Here is a 17613-nt window from a genome sequence, read left to right as displayed (position 1 = left end):
AAGGTTTTTTTGCATGATATCGGTTAGAAGATGGCATAGGAATTCATCATTTCACGAAAAGATTGCGCATACTTCTCGGTTCCGAAGCGTGAGACCATATATCCTCTTCCTTGCTGGCGGAGACCCTCTCGCAGAGGAATATTGTTCATAAGCTCCAGTCCTTCGTTGACGGCAGTTGGAATATTGCCAAGCGGGTAAAATTTACCCGTGACATTATGAACAATAAAGGATCTGACACCATCGGAATCTGTACTAAGTACTGGACAAGTGCAGCAAATCGCTTCGGCAACAGCATATCCAAATCCTTCTGTAATGGAGGTAGCTAACAGGAATCCACCCGAATTAGCGATCGAGGAATAATAAATGGGCATTACATGATTAGGAATATTGGTAAAAGTACTTAGACGATCATTCAGCCCTAGGGCGTGTAGCTCCTCCTGAAAGGATTGTTTCTGATCCTCTGCGGCTAAATTAGGATCATGGAACATCCACAAATGAATATCTGGTTTATAAAGGCGAATTTCATGGGCGATTCTCAAATATTCCCGCCAATTTTTATTGCTCTCTAGCCGGCCTACCCAAGCGATAACCGGATTAGCGGGAGGTTCAGCAGGGATATGCTGAAAGGACTGGACATCAACAATATTCGGAATTACATAACGATGCAGCCAGGGACAGATTTCAATAAAAAGCTCCAATAAATGATCGGTTGGCGGGATTAGTACTGCATTACAATAAGAACGTAAATAAGGGACGGCATCTCTGATCAGAGTTTCCGCATGACTGCGTTTTCCAAGGCCTTGAGATTCGTATATCATAATACCGCGGTAACCGAGTTCACGCAGACGTTTCAGTAATAAATAATCAGATGTAACAATAATGGCATCGTAATTATGGGTCTCCAGCAAATTTTTAATTTCTTCATCTGAAGATGAGACAAATACCGGAAAATTGGTCGTATTCTGGCCTGAACCCGGCATTAGATATAAAACATGGCATTCGATCCCACTTCGCTGGAGACTTTCACATCGCAGCTTATTTAATGTCTCCACCCCGCCACTCGGTACATAAAACGTAAATAGAACTTTCATGCACAAGCCTCCTGACTTTTGCGGAGTAATACCGACTTGTTGAGATATGGCTTACTGTTTATAAGATACGCCGATCTGCACTCGCGGGTGACGGTCAAAGCGGCATAGTTCCAAATCCTTTCAGGATAGCTTGTTCTTCAGAAGGTCATCCTAACGATCGTACACTGCACACATACAACATTAGAGATGGAGGATGAATTCATGTTGCGATCCAAGATCAGTATGTCAGTCTCAGCTGCATTGCTTCTCGGCTTGGTGAGTATTACAGGGTGTGGAACCAATACGGCAGAAAAATCGAATGTGCAAACCAATAGTGTCCGGGGAGTAAATGATGGGCGTATTGGTGTGAATTCCGTACGCGGTGGCACGCATAACATCACTAAGATGGAAGTTAGTCAGGAGCTTGCAGACCGGATTGCTGCAATGCCTGAAGTCCGTTCAGCGAATGTAATGCTTGCAGGAAAAAGCGCGTATGTAGCAGTAACTTTAAATGATGCAACTGCTGGCCTGCGTGCCAAAGGGACTCCATCGTATCGGGCAAAATCCTCAACCACTCCTCACAATTACGGACCGACTGGCGTAATGTCTGGTACAGGAAGAGTGAAAATTGGCCGTGATGGAATGAATGATACTGGAGCCGTAACCAATGGTATGAACGGAGCCTTAAAAGGTACTGTAAATACAGTTCCTGGTACAACAAGTACTGGACCGGCAACTAGAAATGGAATCAATGGCATGGGTAATTTGGGAGCGGGTATGTTGGGGACAGGAACAGGAACAGGTACAGGTACAGGAACAGGTACAGGTACGACAAGAAACCATACTTATAATAATGGTCCTCTGCTGAACAGCAATGGCTCGAAACATGATGTAGATATGGGGATAGGAAAAGGTATGGGAACTGGAATGGGAATGGGCATGCGCAGTACCACTCCTAGTACCCATGATACGAATTACAGAAGTAATTCGACGCATATGTATAACACCAATAGCACGAATAACACAAATAACACCATAAATACAAGAGAAACAGAAACAGTTACCAAAGCAATTAAAGATAAAATTGCTGCAGAAGTTAAAAAACATGATGCGAGAATTAAGGATGTATACGTATCAGCAAATCCTGACTTCGTGGAACGCGCCAATGTTTATGCTGAAGAGGCTCGTGCCGGTCATCCGATAAAAGGATTTGTGGATGAATTCCGCACCATGGTTGAACGAATTTTCCCAACTCGTAATTATTAATGATTTTTGTGATCTAAATAAAAAAGCAACAATCTCACCATCTGGAGAGAATTGTTGCTTTTTTGTTTGGAGCTAATTTTATTAAGTGGTGATTGGACGTCCGCCGATCCATACGCCGCGAATATTAAATTCAGCATCAAGGCGTAGGATATCGCCGCGTTTTCCAGCCTCCAAGGAGCCAATGCTTCGTTCCATTCCAATGGACGCCGCTGGCGTAAGGCTTGCAGCGCGGGAGGCCTCTTCCAAGCTGAGTCCTACCTCTTGGATCAGATAACGGAAGCCGCGAATCATCGTTAGTGTGCTTCCAGCTAGAGCAGCAGGATTATCTTTAAGGGTAGCGATGCCATCTTGAACGAGTACAGGTAAATCACCGATTGTATATTCACCATCACTAAGTCCAGTTGCAGACATGGCATCAGTAATCAGTAATAAATTGTTCTCTTTCTTGAGACGGGTCAATATAGAAATGGCTGCGGGATGAACATGAATCCCGTCGGCTATAATCTCTGCGCGAATGCGCTTATCGAACAAAATAGCTCCAGCCGCTCCAGGCTTACGGTGATGTAGGGGTGTCATCGCATTGAACATATGCACGGCTTGGTTAAGTCCAGCATCTGCTGCGGCAATAACCTCTTCAAAGGAGGCATCCGTATGCCCGAGCGCTGCAGTTATACCGTGCTTGCGCAGCCAGAGAATAGCTTCGAGGGCACCTTCACGTTCCGGAGCAAGCGTGACTTGCCGGATCATTCCTGGATAATCGTTCTCCCATTGTGCTAGCCACTCAATATTGGCAGGAACAATATGCTCTGGATTTTGTGCGCCGGACCATTTCGGGCTGATGAAGGGTCCTTCCAAATGCATGCCTGCGATTTGTGTGTAAGGCATTTCAGCAGCGCGATAAGCGCTGACTTCGGAGAATACTTGGTCAATAGCAGACTTGGAAGCGGTCATGGTTGTAGCCAGCATTGTTGTTGTTCCTTGGGAACTATGGAACTTAGTGATGGCATTCAGCGATTCAGTATCACTGTACATAAAGTCGTGGCCAGCTCCACCATGAACATGTACATCTACAAATCCGGGGATCAGAAGTTCCGTTGCTTGACCACTGGCAGGCCAATGCGCGTAACGCTCTGGAAGCCAAGCCGCATCGCCAGCATAGTGGATCTGCTCTCCAGATACAGCAATCACACCGTGCTCAATTAAACCTTGGGGAGTCAGTACCTTACCGAACAGCAACTGTTCTAGTTCTTTATTTATTTCAGCCATTTGCCTGCTCCTTCATCTACGAGAACGATTACATTTGGATGGCTCTGCAGCAAGGATGCAGGGCATTGGGTTGTAATCGGGCCTTCAACAGCATTGCGGATAGCTTCAGCTTTGCCGGCACCACGAACTAATAAGAGGATTTGGCGTGCTTTTAGGATGCCTCCAATGCCCATTGTGATCGCTTGCCGAGGGACCTCATCCAAACTGTCAAAGAATCTAGCATTTGCTTCCCGGGTATCTTCAAGCAGGTCGACGACATGGGTTTTGCTGCTGAGGTTAGCATCGGGTTCGTTGAATCCAATGTGGCCGTTGCTGCCAATACCGAGAATCTGCAAGTCAACGGGTCCGTTTTCTTCCAGCATTTTATCGTATGCAAGGCATTCTGCTTCCATATCCGCTGCGTTTCCGTTAGGGATATGTGTCTGTCCTGGATCAATATCTATATGGTTAAATAATTGCTCGTTCATGAAACTGCGATAGCTTTGTGGATGGTCGACAGGCAAGCCGATATACTCATCCAGATTAAAGGAAGTTGCTTTAGAGAAACTCACAAGTCCTTTTTGGTGCATTTCAACCAATTTGGCATAAACCCCAACTGGGGAGCTTCCGGTCGCAAGACCGAGCACGGCTTTAGGATTGCTTTGCAACAGGCTGGCAATAAGATTCGCACCCGTTTGTACGAAATCTTCATCACTATGGAACTTTAGAATATTCATTAGGATTGTCCTCCTCGTTTGTTTCGGTATTGTTGGACATTGAGATAAGATTGCTCCAGTCTAGGAATAAAATCCCCAAAACGGGTGCTGACCATTCCAGTGAACAAAATATCAATGATGTGAAGCTGAGCTATGCGTGAGGCCATGTCTCCCCGGCGCATGCCTTTCTCCAAAGATGAGGAGAATAGGGGGATATCCGCCAGAGTAGCCAAGGTGCTGCTGCCATAAGAGGTTAGTGCGATAGTGCTTGCTCCGCTAGCCTTCGCACACATCAAGGCATCAATGGTCTCGGGAGTCTCTCCCGAATAGGATACTGCAAATACGACATCACCTTTGGAGAGTGATGAAGCAGAGGTAATCTGCATATGGGAATCAGCAAAAGCAGTACAATTTACGCCTATGCGGATCAGCTTCTGATAGAAATCCTGAGCGACAATGGAAGAGGTCGCCATCCCGTATAGATCAACGCGGCGTGCTTGGCACAATAAATGAACTGCTGCCTGCAATCGCTCCAGATCTAACAGTGAGGTAGTATCCCGGATGGAGGTCAGATGGTTCGTCTGCATCGCTTCCACAATCACGGAGAGTGGGTTGCCGGCTACAATATCTTGATAAGAAGAGCCACCATCCTGCGGCGCGGCATCACTATGAGCAATTTCTGCTGCCAGCTTCACCTTGAAATCCGGAAAGCCTTTAAAATGAAGCACCTTACAGAAACGTGTGATCGTTGCCGGGCTTATTCCGCATTGTTCTGCTAATTCTGTAATGCCCATATGAACGATTTCGCCTGGTGAGGAGAGAATTCGTTCAGCCAGCTTTCGTTCCATTTGAGAGAGCTTGGCCTTCTCATGCTCGAGTGCATGCAGTATTGGGGACATCCATTCATCCACCTCGTTTCAATGGGGTATTGAAATTATTTTTATGATTATTAACTGAATTCAGAAAATTATTTTCATATTTAGGATAAAACAATTTCCATTCGGAAGCAAGGGATAAAAATGAATACTAAAGGGGAATATGCAAAAATAAAAAACGGTCTACTCGCAGAAGGCTGCAAAGTGGACCGTTAAAATGATGTAATTACTGAGATATAAGATGAAAAGGATACTATACTGTATTGCGTTCTATAATACGGTACTCAAGCTTGCGGTGAACGGGTTGTCCATCATTTCGCTGGATCTGATCATAGATAATCCGAAAAGCGGATATGCCCATTTCAGTTAACTGATTATCTACAGTGGTCAGACCTAACGTTCGGCCGATAGGCTGATCATCAAATCCAATGACGGCCAAATCTTCAGGAATGCGGATACCCTTTTTCCAAGCTTCGATGATTAAACCAGCCGCTATATGATCGCCTGCTGAAATAATCAGGGCATCAGGACGATTCTTCATCTGCAGCAGTTGGTGAAGTACGCGGGCACCATCCTCTTCGGTCAGACAGTTATAGATCATCCATTCATCATTGTAAGGCTGATCTGTAGCTTCTAGAAAGTCTCTAAAGGCAATTTGGCGGATAGAGCTGCTGCTGCCGTGTGGTCTTCCTTCACAGTAGCCAATATGGCGGTAACCTTTATCATTCAAATATTGAAGGCCACTGCGAAAAGCAGAATAATGCTCAATATATACAGAAGAAAATTGGCGTTCTCCCCTATCCTGACATACCACAATAGGACCATAAGCTGTATATTCTTCAATAGCTTCTGAGCTCATTGTTGAAGAGACCATAACTACACCGTCAATTTCTTTGTTCCGCAGCATCTCAAGCACCTTAATTTCTTCTTCCGTACGATAATCGGTTTGGCAGAGAACGAGCCGGTATTGAGCCAGCAGTGCTTCTTGAGCCAAGCCTGCAATAATGACTGAGAAATAAAATAAGTTGGTATACGGAATAATAACAGCTATAGCTTGAGTCCGCCCAGTGATCAGATGCACGGCGTTCATATTACGCGTGTAGTTTAATTTTTCAATAGTATTTAGGACTGCGGTTCGTTTGACTTCACTTACATAAGGGTGATTATTGAGCACCCGCGAGACTGTTGTCACGGAAACACCAGCCATACGGGCAATTTCTTTAATATTAGCCATTAGAGTACAACAGCCTCCCTTTTGTGCTTGTGTATAGTCATTTTATTTTATCATATTGTCCGCAAATTACCTTCCAAATAAAAAGCTTGCTATGGAATCCATTTCATAAATTAGACTGTAAATGCAAGAGATTACCGGACTAAACCGGCGTAACCACAAGGGCGTGACGGACCGGTATATCTATTGTATTAATAAAACTAAGCTGTTCGTGAAGCCTTTGGCGATCTGTTCCGAAACAGCTCCCACACAATAAACAACAGGACAAGCAGCTGTGGAAGCAAGGTTTCCCAAGTGGGATACATGCCAAGCCAGTTGATTGAAGGCAAGCCCTCTTGTGCATGTGCAGGAAGTTTGCCGGCAACCTGAAGCGAGTGAATGCTCTCCCCAAGAAAGCGGAATACTAGGTAATAAATTAGAATTGTAGCTGTACGGAAGAAGGCGGCAATCGGTAATTTTGCACTCAAGGCAATAATTGCATAACCTACAATACCAAGAATAATCAGAGCACATCCAATCCCAAGCAGTAATTGAGACAGCTTGATGGATGGAGCCATGCCCACATAAAAAATTGTAGTTTCTGCACCTTCACGTAAAATAGCAAGCGCTGCAACGGAGGACAGTGACCAAAGGTTTCCTTTGGCCAGCGCGCCATCAACTTGCCTACCCACGTAGTTGTTCCAATTTGCAGTGTTTGATTTGCTATGTAACCAGCGTCCGATTGTGAGCATCATAACTACTGCGACAAGACCAGTAATTCCTTCAATCATCTCCCGTGCTCCCCCGGAAGCTGCCCGAGAAATGGTATAAGTGAGCACAACAGCCAATCCGATACTTGCGATGAGGCCGACAGCTGCACCGGACCAGATCCATTTTTGCGCTTTGGCGTTCCCATCACGTTTCAGGTAAGCAAGAAGAGCTGACAAGACGAGAATAGCCTCAAGCCCTTCGCGCAAGAGAATCAAAGCGGCATCCCAAGCATTATAAGTGGTTTCACCAGCCAAAGGCGTTAGTTCGCTAAGCATATTGTTCATGATGGTTAAAGCTTGATCCAGTTTAGGCGGATTTGAGAGCAGGTAACCTGTGACAGCCGCACTCTCATTTTCGATATTGTTGTAGACTGTTGGTGAGGCGATCTGGACTTGCCCTTCGGCAGAAGGCCAGGCTACGATGAATTGCTCCATGATGTTAGCGGCTTCTGTGCTGTTATTGTCTTTGGCAGCGGAGGATGCTTTGTTCAGGTAGCTGATTAGTCCCTCTATAGAAGCTGGTTCACTGGAAGTATCCCCAGCGTCAATGGTTTTGCCTTCACTGTAATCAGCCAGCAGTTGATACAGAGCTTCTGCTTCCGATTTCGCCGATGCCTCGCGAAGCGGTTCAGCCTGCAGCGCAATCCGCAGCAGGCTTATTCGCGTCTCCAGCAGGCTGTAGACGGCGGAATCGTCCGCCCGGATGTTGCGCTCCGCCGGCTTCCATCCGCTGACGATGTCGCGGTACGCTGCCGCTGCCGCGCTCCAGTCGGCGCTGCGCGCCGCATCCCGCGTGCGTTCCGCCGCGGGCAAAAGCTTCGCCGCCGTCTCGCGTCCGGCGGCTCTGGTGTCACCGCCGACCGTGCCGGAGGCGGCGGTGACGTACGCGTCCACGCTTCTCGCGAGCGTGGACAGTGCGGTTTTGGCGGGCTCGCCGCCGCCCGCCGCAAGGGCTTTCGCCGCGTCTGCAAGCGCGGCGTCAACGGCAGCAGCCGGACCAGCGAGTGCCGGGTCCGGCGTGCCTGTGTTCGCGGTGCGCCACAGCGCAGCGAACACTTCTACATCGGCCGCGGCCGCGTCCCAGCGGCTCTGGCCGGCTTCGACGAGTGCGCTGCCGACCGGCGGCAGGAGCTCGTCGACCGTGCCATCGCCCTCCGCCCCCGCGGGGCTGGAGAGCAAAAGCATACACAAAAAGCCAAACAGAATCAGCAAGGCAACCTTTGGCATTTGCCGTTTAGGATGCGTAAGAGATAACATCGGGATAATCCCCCTTCAATAATGGACAGCCATAAATTTAGCTTAGTAGTGTTTCCCCGATAAAGCCGCCTCTGCGGACACCGGGGAAGCAGGCAAATACAGCGCTGCCGGTGTGAGTCATATATTCGTTCAAAAGATCAGTCTTAGAGAGGCGCTGCTGAATGGCAACGAATTGTTTCATTAAATCACGTTGAAAGCTAATGAATAACAAACCTGCATCAAGCTGGCCCGTGGTGACGTCCAAACCGCTGGAAAAAGAATAGGAGCGGCGCAGCATTTTGACTGTACCGTCACCATGCGCCAATGCGGAATGTGAATTCACCGGAATGACAGGTTTCCCGGAAGCGTCCGCAGCTGAAAGATCCAGATCATCGAATTCATCCTTAGCTCCGAGTGGAGCTCCGGTGTGACGATAACGCCCGAAGGTAGCCTCCTGATCACTTAGCGAAGACCGATCCCAGACTTCAATACGCAGACGCACCCGGCGTACCGCCATATAAGTGCCGCCGCTCATCCAAGAGGGACCGTCACTGCTGCTGTTCCAGACCACTTTGTTCATTTCAGCGTTATCGGTAGTATCGGGATTGCCCGTGCCGTCTTTGAAACCCAAAAGATTGCGTGGCGTAGCCCCCTTGGGATCCGCTGCTCCAGTGCGTTGAAAACCTTCCTGTGTCCAGCGCAGTACAGCAGTCCCCCGGGCGATACGCGCCAGATTGCGGATCGCATGGAATGCGACCTGCAGATCATCCGCACAGGCTTGCACACAAATATCCCCGCCACACCATTTCGGATCAAGATTGTCACCCGCAAATGCCGGAAGATCGGCCAATAGGGCTGGGCGTTTCGAAGCTAAGCCGAATCTTTCATCAAAAAAGGAAGGACCAACACCAAAGGTCAGCGTACACCGTGCAGGGTTTAGCCCGTCCGCTTCCCCGGTGTCTGAGGGTGGAAGATTAGGGTTGTCATTTACGTCACCAATAAGCTCGCCAGTAGTAAGAGCGGCAGCGGCAGTGGTCCATGCTTGCATTAGTTTTTTCACATCGGCCAGTTTGGTTGTGGTGAAATCAAAGGCAGCAAAATAAATAAAGTTCTGTGCAGGTGTCAAAATCCCCGCCTGATGGCTCCCATAAAAAGGAATGGAACTGGAATCACCTTCTGCGGCCTTCGTTGGCTCAGCTACAGCATTACGCGCAGCCATAATTCCACCGACACCTCCGCCCCCTAACAAAAGACCAAGGCCAGTGGCGCCAGTAAGCCGCAGCATATCGCGGCGGCTTAATTTTTTACCAAATATAGGCTCATTCTTCGATTGATCATTAAGAGGGGGACTTTCAGGATTACCTGGTACTCCAGTGAACTTGTTATGTTTATTCATGAGGGTCACACTCCTAGAATAGTTCCCATATTGGACAATGGCTCAGCCAAGGCGTCCAAATTCTGACTCAGTTTACGTACTTCATCTTCTTTCAGCTCTTCATAGGAAACATATCCATCTCCAGATTTGAAAGGGGCAAGCTCAGCTTGCAAGGCAGCGAATCGTTCACCAATGGTTTTTTCAAGATCGGCATCTTTTTTAGCTAGTTCTGGTTTTAACAGCTCGTATATCTTTTGCGCACCCTCAACGTTTGCGACGAAATCATACAGGTCTGTGTGCGAGTAACGTTCTTCCTCTCCGGTTACTTTTGAGGAGGAGACCTCATTTAAAAGCTCAACAGCACCAGTTACGAGCAGATTCGCGTTGATCTCAACGGTCTCAACTTTCGCACGCAGCAGCTGTGCATCTTTCAGCAATTGGTCAGCAACTTCTGTCATGTCTTTAGTTGTATTGTCCTGCCAGAGTGCTTTCTCAAGCTTGTGGAAACCGCGCCATTCTGCCGCATCTACATCATTTTCCCGGGCATCGATATTTGGGTCCAAGTCACCAAGTGCTTCTGCAATAGGCTCAATCCGTTCATAATACATGCGGGCAGGAGCGTATAGCGCCTTAGCCTCATCAATCTTGTCCTCTTTTACAGCGTTGGTGAAACTCTCTGTTTGCTTCACAAATTCATCACATTGCTGGATGACGTATGTGCGATATTGATCTATAGCTGACGTGAAGTCAGCGGTGGCAGTCTCTGGTGTGTTGGTAGCTGCAGCAGTCGTCGGTGCGTTGGTGGCTGTAGTGCTGTTGGCAGCAGTATTTGTAGAGTTGTTGTTATTGGCACATCCAGTGAACAGTATGGAGGCCGCAAGTAGACTTGCAGGCACAGCATAAGTAAATTTCATTAAAAAAACACCCCTTTTTTTATATCTAAATGATAATCGTTATCAATTATGCTGGACTTATCATAAGTCCGTATACAATTACTGTCAATATAAAAATGTGATGTATCTCATTGTAATAATTACACGACAAAAAACTCCCAGGGTCGGGAGTATGGTTTGTAGTAATGTATCCAGTAATGTATCCGATTACAATTTAAAAAGCAGAATAGTAACCGACCCCGCGAACTTTTGCGCATACGCAGTAACTAAAGGACCCAGATGACACTAAATGCAGCATTATTCGATATTTGAGCCGCTATCGGACCGCATAGTCGCTATTGGCTTCGAAAGTACCCTATATGAGCTTGTTTCTAAGGAATAGCGTCACTGGAGTCCGCAACTTTGCTCAAAAGGCGATAAATTTGATAAATAACGCCATCTGGGTCCGAAAGCCTCAGTAGGGGCGGTGAATAGACTATTGAAGCGGGCAGCGGACCCGTCGAACCAGCGAACCATTGCGCGCACGCAGCAGTAACCGCCCCAGCAAACTTTTGCGCATAAGCAGTAACTAAAGGACCCAGATGACACTACATGCAGCATTATTCGATATTTGAGTCGCTATCGGACCGCATAGTCGCTATTGGCTTGAAAAGTACCGAATATGAGTCTGTTTCTAAGGAATAGCGTCACTGGAGTCCGAAACTTCGCTTAAAAGGCGATAAATTTGCAAATAACGCCATTTGGGTCCGAAAGCCTCAGTTGGGGCTGGTGAATACACTATTGGAGCGGGCAGCCAACAGCCTACAACATAAAGCAGCGATTCCCATTAATGGCGAATCGCTGCTCTAAGTCGTTTACGATGTTTAAATGAAGGGAACCGTCTCATTTATAGTTAATTAAGCTGTTAATGTGACAGTTCCATTCTTTGAAGGTTTGATCTGCTTAAGAATAAGATCAAAGCGTCATCCGCTTTTTATCGTTCATTATGGGATTCATGATCTGCAGAGGGTTGGTTTTCGAACACTTCTGCAGCTTCCTCTGCAGAAAATTCAGGTTCGAATTTACCTACGAGTGGTAATTTGTTTAATTTCGTTGTTTGTACTTCTGCTTTGGTAGGTTGATTGTTTTTTGAATGGCTCATACATACACCTCCTTTAATAAGGAACAACAAACCGTAGTTTGCCCTGAAAAAAGATGTTCTTATTCATGAAAATTTCAGGCTTTTGCATTTGAATGAACTAAGCCCATTTTATAATTGTGACAGCACCATTAACATCAACACTACATAATATGTTTTGACTGTATCCCTTTACCTTGTTATACCAAACAAACCCAGGGCAAGGAGGGGTGACACCATTGAAGGGGAACGAACACCACAGCAAATTTCTGTTGACTCATCGTGAGCGCGAAGTTTTTGAGCTTCTCGTGCAGGACAAAACGACTCGTGATATCGCTGGCTTATTATTTATCAGCGAAAAAACAGTTCGAAACCACATTTCCAATGTAATGCAAAAATTAAACGTTAAAGGCCGTTCACAAGCGGTTGTCGAGCTGATCAAGCTTGGGGAGCTGAAAATATAGCTGGCCAATGTCTTCAGAAGTGACGCGTTTAAGCCTTCTCCACCCTTAGGGGTGTGGGAAGGTTTTTTGTTGTGAAGGAAAGAGCGACACGTGATGTCGCTGTGCTGTTCCCTTCTTCTGTGAAAATCTAAACGCTCTTTTGATAGAACTTCGTCTTTAAAAACATGAAAGATTTCGTGAATTGCCTATAGGGTGCTCGTTCCTTTTTTTTGGAGCTATGTATAAACGGTATTTATGTGGATTATACTACTAAGTTAGCTTGGAGACGGGACTGCTTTAGAAACGCCTTCGATGAAGAGATGGAGATTCTATCTCCAAAAGGAGGAGTCTGGGGAATTACCACTATTCAGGGGATTCTCACTAATGAGGTATACACAGGCCAGAATATGTTTGGTAAATACGAAGTGAAAAAGTCTCTAACTGGCAGTTTAATTGAAAAATAACTTTTAAAAATCCCTTCGAATTTCATTGCGTATACAAAATAAGCGGAATTACTTTACATATGGAGAGTGATTCCGCTATTCTGCATCTTATAATTGGATTTATCTACTAGTTTATTTATTCAGCGAGCGACGAACAATCGGCGCAACTTTATTCGCAAGTAAATCAATAGCTTTTTCCACACGTGCCATCGATTGGTTACCCATATCAAATTGCCCCATGAAGCGTAAGTGACCAAATAGCTCATGCTGATATAAAATCTTTTCAGCAAGTTCTTCTGCGCTACCGACGGCTAATATTTCATTTGCAGCGCGTTGTGGCATCATTTGCTCGGCTGATATTGGATAAAATGGCATGCCACGGTCCTTCAGGCCATACGCCATGTACTGATTATAGCAAGGTGCAAATTCACGAATGGCTTGCTCGCCGCTATCAGCAAGGTAGCTATGCCCTGTTACGGATACCTTTAGCTTGGATAAATCGTGACCTGCTTCATTTGCAGCTTGCCAGTAAAGTTTCGTTAAATGCGATACACGTTCTGGTGCACCTGCAAGAAGTCCAAGTGCCATGTTTAGGCCAAATTTCCCTGCACGAATGGCACTTCCTGGTGTACCACCCACGCCAATCCACATTGGAATTTTTGATTGTACGGGACGAGGTGCAATTTGTGCATCACGAAGAGGGGGACGGAATTCACCATGCCAATTCACGACTTCTTTTTCTTGCAATTTCATAAACAGTCTAAGCTTTTCTTCAAATAACTTGTCATAATTGTCAAGACTTACTCCGAATAATGAGAAGCTTTCTAAATAGAGCCCTCGACCTAAAATAATTTCGGTGCGACCACCACTTAATAAATCCAGTGTAGCAAAATCCTCATATACGCGAACAGGATCTGCCGTGCTAATGACCGATAGCGAACTCGCTAATTTAATGTTTTTTGTTTCTCGTGCAATCGCTGCAAGAATCATTGTATAGCTTGACGTGACGAAATCTAAACGATGATGTTCACCAACCCCAAACACATCAAGCCCAGCTTCATCTGCCCATTTAGCCATTTGAATGATATTTTCAATACGTTCCTGTGCAGGGAGCGCGTAACCATTTGCATCTGGAAACCGTTCTCCTAATGAATAAACACCAAATTCGAAGTTCATCGTATTTACCTTCTTTTATAGTAGGATGATTAGTAAAATAAGTGCTAAAACACCAAGTATTAAGATTGTTGCTGTTTCTTTCATTGTATCTTTCACGCGAAGATGTGTAATTACGCCACCAATACCGACTGCTACTAAAATGGCTGCACCGATTAGAGCTGCTGTATGATTCCAAAAACCTACGACTAATAAAATAGCTGTACCTAATTCAATGCCACCTGTTACAACACGGAACCATTGTGGTAATCCCCATTTTTTAAAGCCCTCGATGTGCATTTTTGAACCAGTTATTTTCCCAAAACCAGCCATTATAAACATTAATGCAAGTAAGCCTTGTAAAATCCATGCTAAAATTGTCATTAGTAATCCCCCTTATTTGTTAAATACGATTGGCATTTTGCCAATCCATTCTTTCTTACGAATTGCATCGTACATACATTGAGCTGCATTTTTACGTGAAACTGTAAATTTTCCTTTGGTATCCCCGAGTGAAATTGCATACCCGCCACCATCTTTGTTGGTATTTGGGTTGACGATGCGAATAACTGTCCAATCCACCTGACTTTGATGAATTAATTTACCAATCGCTTTCATTTCTGCGTAACCAGTAGGGAACAGCTGCTTCGCCATAATACTTGGCATGATCGTTACAAGCTGTTTTTGATCGAAAGTAGATTTAATGGTAGGTGTTGCAAGTGTAATAAAACGTTTTACATGTAATTGCTCCATGACATGTAAGATGGTTTCATGTGCCTTTGTAATCGGTAAGTCTTTTACTTTACGACTCATTGATAAAGGAGAGCCAAGGGTACTCACAGCAGTATCTTGCCCTTGAATAGCTGCTGCCACTTGTTGCTCATCCGTTAAGCTACCGACAATGGTTTCTAAGTTCGGGTGTTGCATCGTTAAAGCACCTTCACGACGTACGTATGCTTTTACGTGATCGCCATTTTGTAGGGCAATTTGAATAAAGTGCTGACCGATTTTCCCGTTGGCACCAAATACTATAATGTTCATTTTGTGACCTCCAACTACTTTTGTATATCCAACATTTGTTGTATAGTTAGCATAAATTCAAATGGATTTTGGCACAACCAACAAAATGCTTGGGAAAATCGTATATCCGACATATTACTCGAAATGTCGGAAAAGTAGGGGGACTAGTATTGGAAAAAACAATTGATCCACGCATTTTAAGAACGAAACGTTTAATTATGGATGCGTTTATGCAATTAGCGATTGAAAAGGATTTTAAAGATATTACGATAAAAGATATTACCTCGCGCGCAACAGTAAATCGTGCAACCCTTTATTATCACTTCTATGACAAATATGATTTGCTTGAGAAAGTGTTGAGTGAAGATGTGCTAAAAGAAGTATTAAAGAATGTGGGTTCACATGAAGCATTGTCAGAGCGTTCATTAAAGAATATTTTACTTAGTCTGATTAGCTTTCAAAGGGGCTTAGCTAGCCAATGTAGTAGAAGCTATGAAGCATTCACACCTAAAATTGAAACCATTGTTAAACAAGAACTTGGAAGGATTTTCTGTGAGTTATTAAAGGGAGAACATCCAACTTGGGCAGATGAAAAGATAAATTTGCACAGTATTATGATCAGTTGGACGCTATACGGAATTTCTACGGAGTATGTAAAAAATGGCGAACAGCCTACGGAAGATGTAGTTGAATCCATTTTTAAAGCTTTACTATTAGACTAAAAATAAGCCCCTGTTCTTGATGAACAGAGGCTTATTTATTTTATGCTAATAATTGTTGAAGTGCTTCTTTTACAGATGCTGGCTTGCGTCAGCACGTGGAGCAGAAGAATACACCAATTGTTTTACACCTGCTTGTTTTGCCGCTTCAACAGCATTTGTTTGTTGTCGTACGTAAGATTCTAGATCACCAAATGTTGAGACAATATCAGGTATATTATCTCAATTCCCTAATTTAATTTCAGTTTTAGTTAAGAATTTCCCCAATGCTTCACTGCTATCAATATTCATACGTTCAGCCAAAATAATCAACCACCACATGCATTCACCAATCTTATGTTCAAGTTCAGATTCAGTATCCCCATTTGTTGGCCAACGACCTTGTTGAGACATTGTTAGGCGACCGACCAAGCCAGCATCTGTAAGGAAAGCTAACGCATCTTCTTCTACTGTCCATGCTTTTTCATGATACTTTCGTTCTAAACGATGGTAGACTTCCCTTAATTGTATAGAACGTTCAATAGCTTCACTGAAATTTATATTTTTCATTTTATTTCCTTTCTTTTTCCAGACAATTATTGTTCACCTGTTTGTGGATTGGTAAGAGCTTCTTCATTACTTATAAAAACATATGTTCGCGTTTTATTGTACCTTTAATCTACATAAAAATACAACAATAATTTCTTTAACTATTCTGCCCGTTAGCGGAACAACTAACCTTTGTAAACTTCGATCACCTCTCGATAATCAAAATTACACCACACCAAACTCTGATATTTTCGGAAAGACTACTTAAAGCTAATTAAAGTAAGTGAATTATAACGAGATATGATTGAACTAATGGGACACGAAAGTTGAATAATGAAGGTAGTCAAACGGATCGAATATTAGTAAGAAAACAAAGGAAATCTTGAGATTCAAGGCTTTATTGCATTGACTGTGAGTTCAATTTGGTGTGTTTCAAACCACACCACGAATGTAATGCAAAAACTAAACGTTAAAGGCCGTTCACAAGCGGTTGTCGAGCTGATCAAGCTTGGGGAGCTGAAAATATAGCTGGCCATGTCTTCGGAAGTGACGCGTTTAAGCCTTCTTTTGCCCTTCGGGGCAAAGGGAGGTTTTTTGTTTACTCACCAAAATAACTGAAGAGTGAGTTAGATCACCGTATGATTTTTATGGCATGATAAATTAGAGATATTAAGGTAGTTCAGGAGGATCTGTTATGACCAGATATGAACAACAAAGAAATTTTCTGAAATCCAATTTTCATGAATTCAAACATATCAAAACAGATAAGATCAAGGGAATTGCACAACCGCCAATTGTTAAGCTATTTGATTCAGATGCACTAATTATTGATTTGCCCAAGGTCAGCAAAGACGTTGTGAGTAAAGATAATATTTTTGATTGTATAGATCAAAGAAGAAGTACACGGTTCTATTCTGAGGATACTGTGAGTCTGGAGGAGTTATCCTATTTATTATGGGCTACCCAAGGAATTAGCGGCATGAATAAGAACGGACTTACGCTGCGGACTGTACCCTGCAGTGGGGCGACGCACACCTTTGAAACCTATTTAATGATTATGCGTGTAGAGGGCATTGGGCAAGGGATCTACAGATATCTGCCTGTGGAACATAAGCTCTTATTTATGTTTGAATTAGATCAACTTGAACAAAAGATTGATGCTATTACTTTGGATCAGCCCTTTGTCCCTAACTTTGCCAAAAAGGCTTCTGTATTGTTTGCCTGGAGTACCACACCCTACCGCTCCGAATGGAAGTATGATATTTCTGCTCACAAAAAAATCCTCATCGATGTTGGACATGTCTGCCAGAACCTTTATTTAGCCAGCGAATCCATCGGTGCAGGTGCTTGCGCAATTGGAATCTATGATCAAAAGTTGATAGATGAGATTTTAGAATTAGACGGTGATGAAGAGTTTGTTATCTATCTTGGGGCAGTTGGGAAGAAACGAGAGTAGCTATGAAGGCTAGATGCAGCTTCAGAAGTGAGACATATAAGCCTTTTTCACCCTTCGGGGTGGGGAAGGTTTTTTTGAT

Annotated in this window: 18 protein-coding genes and 1 pseudogene; 6 read left to right on the top strand and 13 right to left on the bottom strand. The window is 44.4% G+C overall.

Annotated features, from left to right (window positions below; all coding sequences use genetic code 11):
• Positions 1 to 23 precede the first annotated feature (23 nt).
• On the bottom strand, positions 24 to 1091 hold the full coding sequence (locus NYE58_RS29940; protein ID WP_076219322.1) for a glycosyltransferase family 4 protein: 1068 nt from the start codon (positions 1089 to 1091) through the stop codon (positions 24 to 26).
• Between the two features lie 201 nt (positions 1092 to 1292).
• Here NYE58_RS29940 and NYE58_RS29935 point away from each other — a divergent pair, with 201 nt between their 5' ends.
• Complete coding sequence (locus NYE58_RS29935; protein WP_341003764.1) at positions 1293 to 2336, top strand: YhcN/YlaJ family sporulation lipoprotein; 1044 nt, start codon at positions 1293 to 1295, stop codon at positions 2334 to 2336.
• Between the two features lie 81 nt (positions 2337 to 2417).
• Here NYE58_RS29935 and nagA read toward each other — a convergent pair whose 3' ends face one another.
• The 8 genes from nagA to NYE58_RS29895 all read right to left on the bottom strand — a co-directional run bounded on the left by nagA (position 2418) and on the right by NYE58_RS29895 (position 11797).
• Positions 2418 to 3602, bottom strand: a complete 1185-nt coding sequence (gene nagA / locus NYE58_RS29930; protein ID WP_341003763.1) for an N-acetylglucosamine-6-phosphate deacetylase — start codon at positions 3600 to 3602, stop codon at positions 2418 to 2420.
• Positions 3590 to 4318, bottom strand: coding sequence for a glucosamine-6-phosphate deaminase (gene nagB / locus NYE58_RS29925; protein WP_076130421.1), 729 nt, complete (start codon positions 4316 to 4318; stop codon positions 3590 to 3592). Before nagB ends, nagA begins: the two co-directional genes overlap by 13 nt.
• Positions 4318 to 5196, bottom strand: coding sequence for a MurR/RpiR family transcriptional regulator (locus tag NYE58_RS29920; RefSeq protein ID WP_076277634.1), 879 nt, complete (start codon positions 5194 to 5196; stop codon positions 4318 to 4320). Before NYE58_RS29920 ends, nagB begins: the two co-directional genes overlap by 1 nt.
• Positions 5197 to 5425: 229 nt before the next feature.
• Positions 5426 to 6406, bottom strand: a complete 981-nt coding sequence (locus NYE58_RS29915; protein WP_076130419.1) for a LacI family DNA-binding transcriptional regulator — start codon at positions 6404 to 6406, stop codon at positions 5426 to 5428.
• Between the two features lie 197 nt (positions 6407 to 6603).
• Positions 6604 to 8208, bottom strand: coding sequence for an FTR1 family iron permease (locus NYE58_RS29910; protein WP_341003762.1), 1605 nt, complete (start codon positions 8206 to 8208; stop codon positions 6604 to 6606).
• A 238-nt stretch (positions 8209 to 8446) separates the two neighbouring features.
• Positions 8447 to 9784, bottom strand: a complete 1338-nt coding sequence (gene efeB / locus NYE58_RS29905) for an iron uptake transporter deferrochelatase/peroxidase subunit (protein ID WP_076219326.1) — start codon at positions 9782 to 9784, stop codon at positions 8447 to 8449.
• Positions 9785 to 9789: 5 nt separating this feature from the next.
• Positions 9790 to 10677 carry an iron uptake system protein EfeO gene (efeO, locus tag NYE58_RS29900; RefSeq protein ID WP_076219327.1) on the bottom strand — a complete coding sequence of 296 codons (888 nt, stop codon included), beginning with the start codon at positions 10675 to 10677 and terminating at the stop codon, positions 9790 to 9792.
• A gap of 952 nt (positions 10678 to 11629) precedes the next feature.
• Positions 11630 to 11797 (bottom strand): hypothetical protein, encoded by a 168-nt coding sequence (locus tag NYE58_RS29895; RefSeq protein ID WP_169744806.1) that lies wholly within the window; start codon positions 11795 to 11797, stop codon positions 11630 to 11632.
• Between the two features lie 215 nt (positions 11798 to 12012).
• Between NYE58_RS29895 and NYE58_RS29890 the strand changes: the two genes are divergently transcribed.
• Complete coding sequence (locus tag NYE58_RS29890) at positions 12013 to 12237, top strand: helix-turn-helix domain-containing protein (protein ID WP_019908812.1); 225 nt, start codon at positions 12013 to 12015, stop codon at positions 12235 to 12237.
• A 236-nt stretch (positions 12238 to 12473) separates the two neighbouring features.
• Positions 12474 to 12680, top strand: coding sequence for a recombinase family protein (locus tag NYE58_RS29885; RefSeq protein ID WP_341003761.1), 207 nt, complete (start codon positions 12474 to 12476; stop codon positions 12678 to 12680).
• Between the two features lie 111 nt (positions 12681 to 12791).
• On the opposite strand, the gene NYE58_RS29880 is transcribed toward NYE58_RS29885, so the two are convergent.
• The 3 genes from NYE58_RS29880 to NYE58_RS29870 are packed head-to-tail and all read right to left on the bottom strand — an operon-like array spanning position 12792 to position 14852.
• Positions 12792 to 13835 (bottom strand): LLM class flavin-dependent oxidoreductase, encoded by a 1044-nt coding sequence (locus NYE58_RS29880; protein ID WP_341003758.1) that lies wholly within the window; start codon positions 13833 to 13835, stop codon positions 12792 to 12794.
• 15 nt (positions 13836 to 13850) lie between these two features.
• Positions 13851 to 14195 (bottom strand): DoxX family protein, encoded by a 345-nt coding sequence (locus NYE58_RS29875; protein WP_076277632.1) that lies wholly within the window; start codon positions 14193 to 14195, stop codon positions 13851 to 13853.
• Positions 14196 to 14207: 12 nt separating this feature from the next.
• Positions 14208 to 14852, bottom strand: coding sequence for an NAD(P)-dependent oxidoreductase (locus NYE58_RS29870; RefSeq protein ID WP_076277631.1), 645 nt, complete (start codon positions 14850 to 14852; stop codon positions 14208 to 14210).
• 149 nt (positions 14853 to 15001) lie between these two features.
• Between NYE58_RS29870 and NYE58_RS29865 the strand changes: the two genes are divergently transcribed.
• Positions 15002 to 15553 carry a TetR/AcrR family transcriptional regulator gene (locus NYE58_RS29865; protein ID WP_076277630.1) on the top strand — a complete coding sequence of 184 codons (552 nt, stop codon included), beginning with the start codon at positions 15002 to 15004 and terminating at the stop codon, positions 15551 to 15553.
• 219 nt (positions 15554 to 15772) lie between these two features.
• Here the strand turns inward: NYE58_RS29865 and NYE58_RS29855 are convergent, their stop codons facing one another.
• Positions 15773 to 16099: a 30S ribosomal protein S15 gene (locus tag NYE58_RS29855; RefSeq protein ID WP_076277629.1), complete on the bottom strand. Its 327-nt coding sequence runs from the start codon at positions 16097 to 16099 to the stop codon at positions 15773 to 15775.
• A 408-nt stretch (positions 16100 to 16507) separates the two neighbouring features.
• On the opposite strand from NYE58_RS29855, the pseudogene NYE58_RS29850 reads away from it, so the two are divergent.
• Both NYE58_RS29850 and NYE58_RS29845 read left to right on the top strand, forming a co-directional pair.
• Positions 16508 to 16606, top strand: a pseudogene (locus tag NYE58_RS29850) (LuxR C-terminal-related transcriptional regulator); the annotation flags it as partial.
• A gap of 166 nt (positions 16607 to 16772) precedes the next feature.
• Entirely contained in the window at positions 16773 to 17534 is a 762-nt protein-coding gene (locus NYE58_RS29845) for a SagB/ThcOx family dehydrogenase (RefSeq protein ID WP_341003757.1), read from the top strand.
• The last annotated feature ends 79 nt before the right edge of the window (positions 17535 to 17613 follow it).

Origin of the sequence: Paenibacillus sp. FSL L8-0708 (assembly GCF_038009325.1) — a bacterium.
GTDB classification, from domain to species: Bacteria; Bacillota; Bacilli; order Paenibacillales; family Paenibacillaceae; genus Paenibacillus_AQ; species Paenibacillus_AQ odorifer.
This window is presented reverse-complemented; position numbering and strand designations above follow the sequence as displayed.

What these genes read in the sequence shown, in the direction of transcription:
- NYE58_RS29940 (WP_076219322.1), bottom strand. Translation starts at nt 1,091, where the DNA reads ATGAAAGTTCTATTTACGTTTTATGTACCGAGTGGCGGGGTGGAGACA.
- NYE58_RS29935 (WP_341003764.1), top strand. Translation starts at nt 1,293, where the DNA reads ATGTTGCGATCCAAGATCAGTATGTCAGTCTCAGCTGCATTGCTTCTC.
- nagA (WP_341003763.1), bottom strand. Translation starts at nt 3,602, where the DNA reads ATGGCTGAAATAAATAAAGAACTAGAACAGTTGCTGTTCGGTAAGGTA.
- nagB (WP_076130421.1), bottom strand. Translation starts at nt 4,318, where the DNA reads ATGAATATTCTAAAGTTCCATAGTGATGAAGATTTCGTACAAACGGGT.
- NYE58_RS29920 (WP_076277634.1), bottom strand. Translation starts at nt 5,196, where the DNA reads ATGTCCCCAATACTGCATGCACTCGAGCATGAGAAGGCCAAGCTCTCT.
- NYE58_RS29915 (WP_076130419.1), bottom strand. Translation starts at nt 6,406, where the DNA reads ATGGCTAATATTAAAGAAATTGCCCGTATGGCTGGTGTTTCCGTGACA.
- efeB (WP_076219326.1), bottom strand. Translation starts at nt 9,784, where the DNA reads ATGAATAAACATAACAAGTTCACTGGAGTACCAGGTAATCCTGAAAGT.
- efeO (WP_076219327.1), bottom strand. Translation starts at nt 10,677, where the DNA reads ATGAAATTTACTTATGCTGTGCCTGCAAGTCTACTTGCGGCCTCCATA.
- NYE58_RS29895 (WP_169744806.1), bottom strand. Translation starts at nt 11,797, where the DNA reads ATGAGCCATTCAAAAAACAATCAACCTACCAAAGCAGAAGTACAAACA.
- NYE58_RS29880 (WP_341003758.1), bottom strand. Translation starts at nt 13,835, where the DNA reads ATGAACTTCGAATTTGGTGTTTATTCATTAGGAGAACGGTTTCCAGAT.
- NYE58_RS29875 (WP_076277632.1), bottom strand. Translation starts at nt 14,195, where the DNA reads ATGACAATTTTAGCATGGATTTTACAAGGCTTACTTGCATTAATGTTT.
- NYE58_RS29870 (WP_076277631.1), bottom strand. Translation starts at nt 14,852, where the DNA reads ATGAACATTATAGTATTTGGTGCCAACGGGAAAATCGGTCAGCACTTT.
- NYE58_RS29855 (WP_076277629.1), bottom strand. Translation starts at nt 16,099, where the DNA reads ATGAAAAATATAAATTTCAGTGAAGCTATTGAACGTTCTATACAATTA.
- NYE58_RS29845 (WP_341003757.1), top strand. Translation starts at nt 16,773, where the DNA reads ATGACCAGATATGAACAACAAAGAAATTTTCTGAAATCCAATTTTCAT.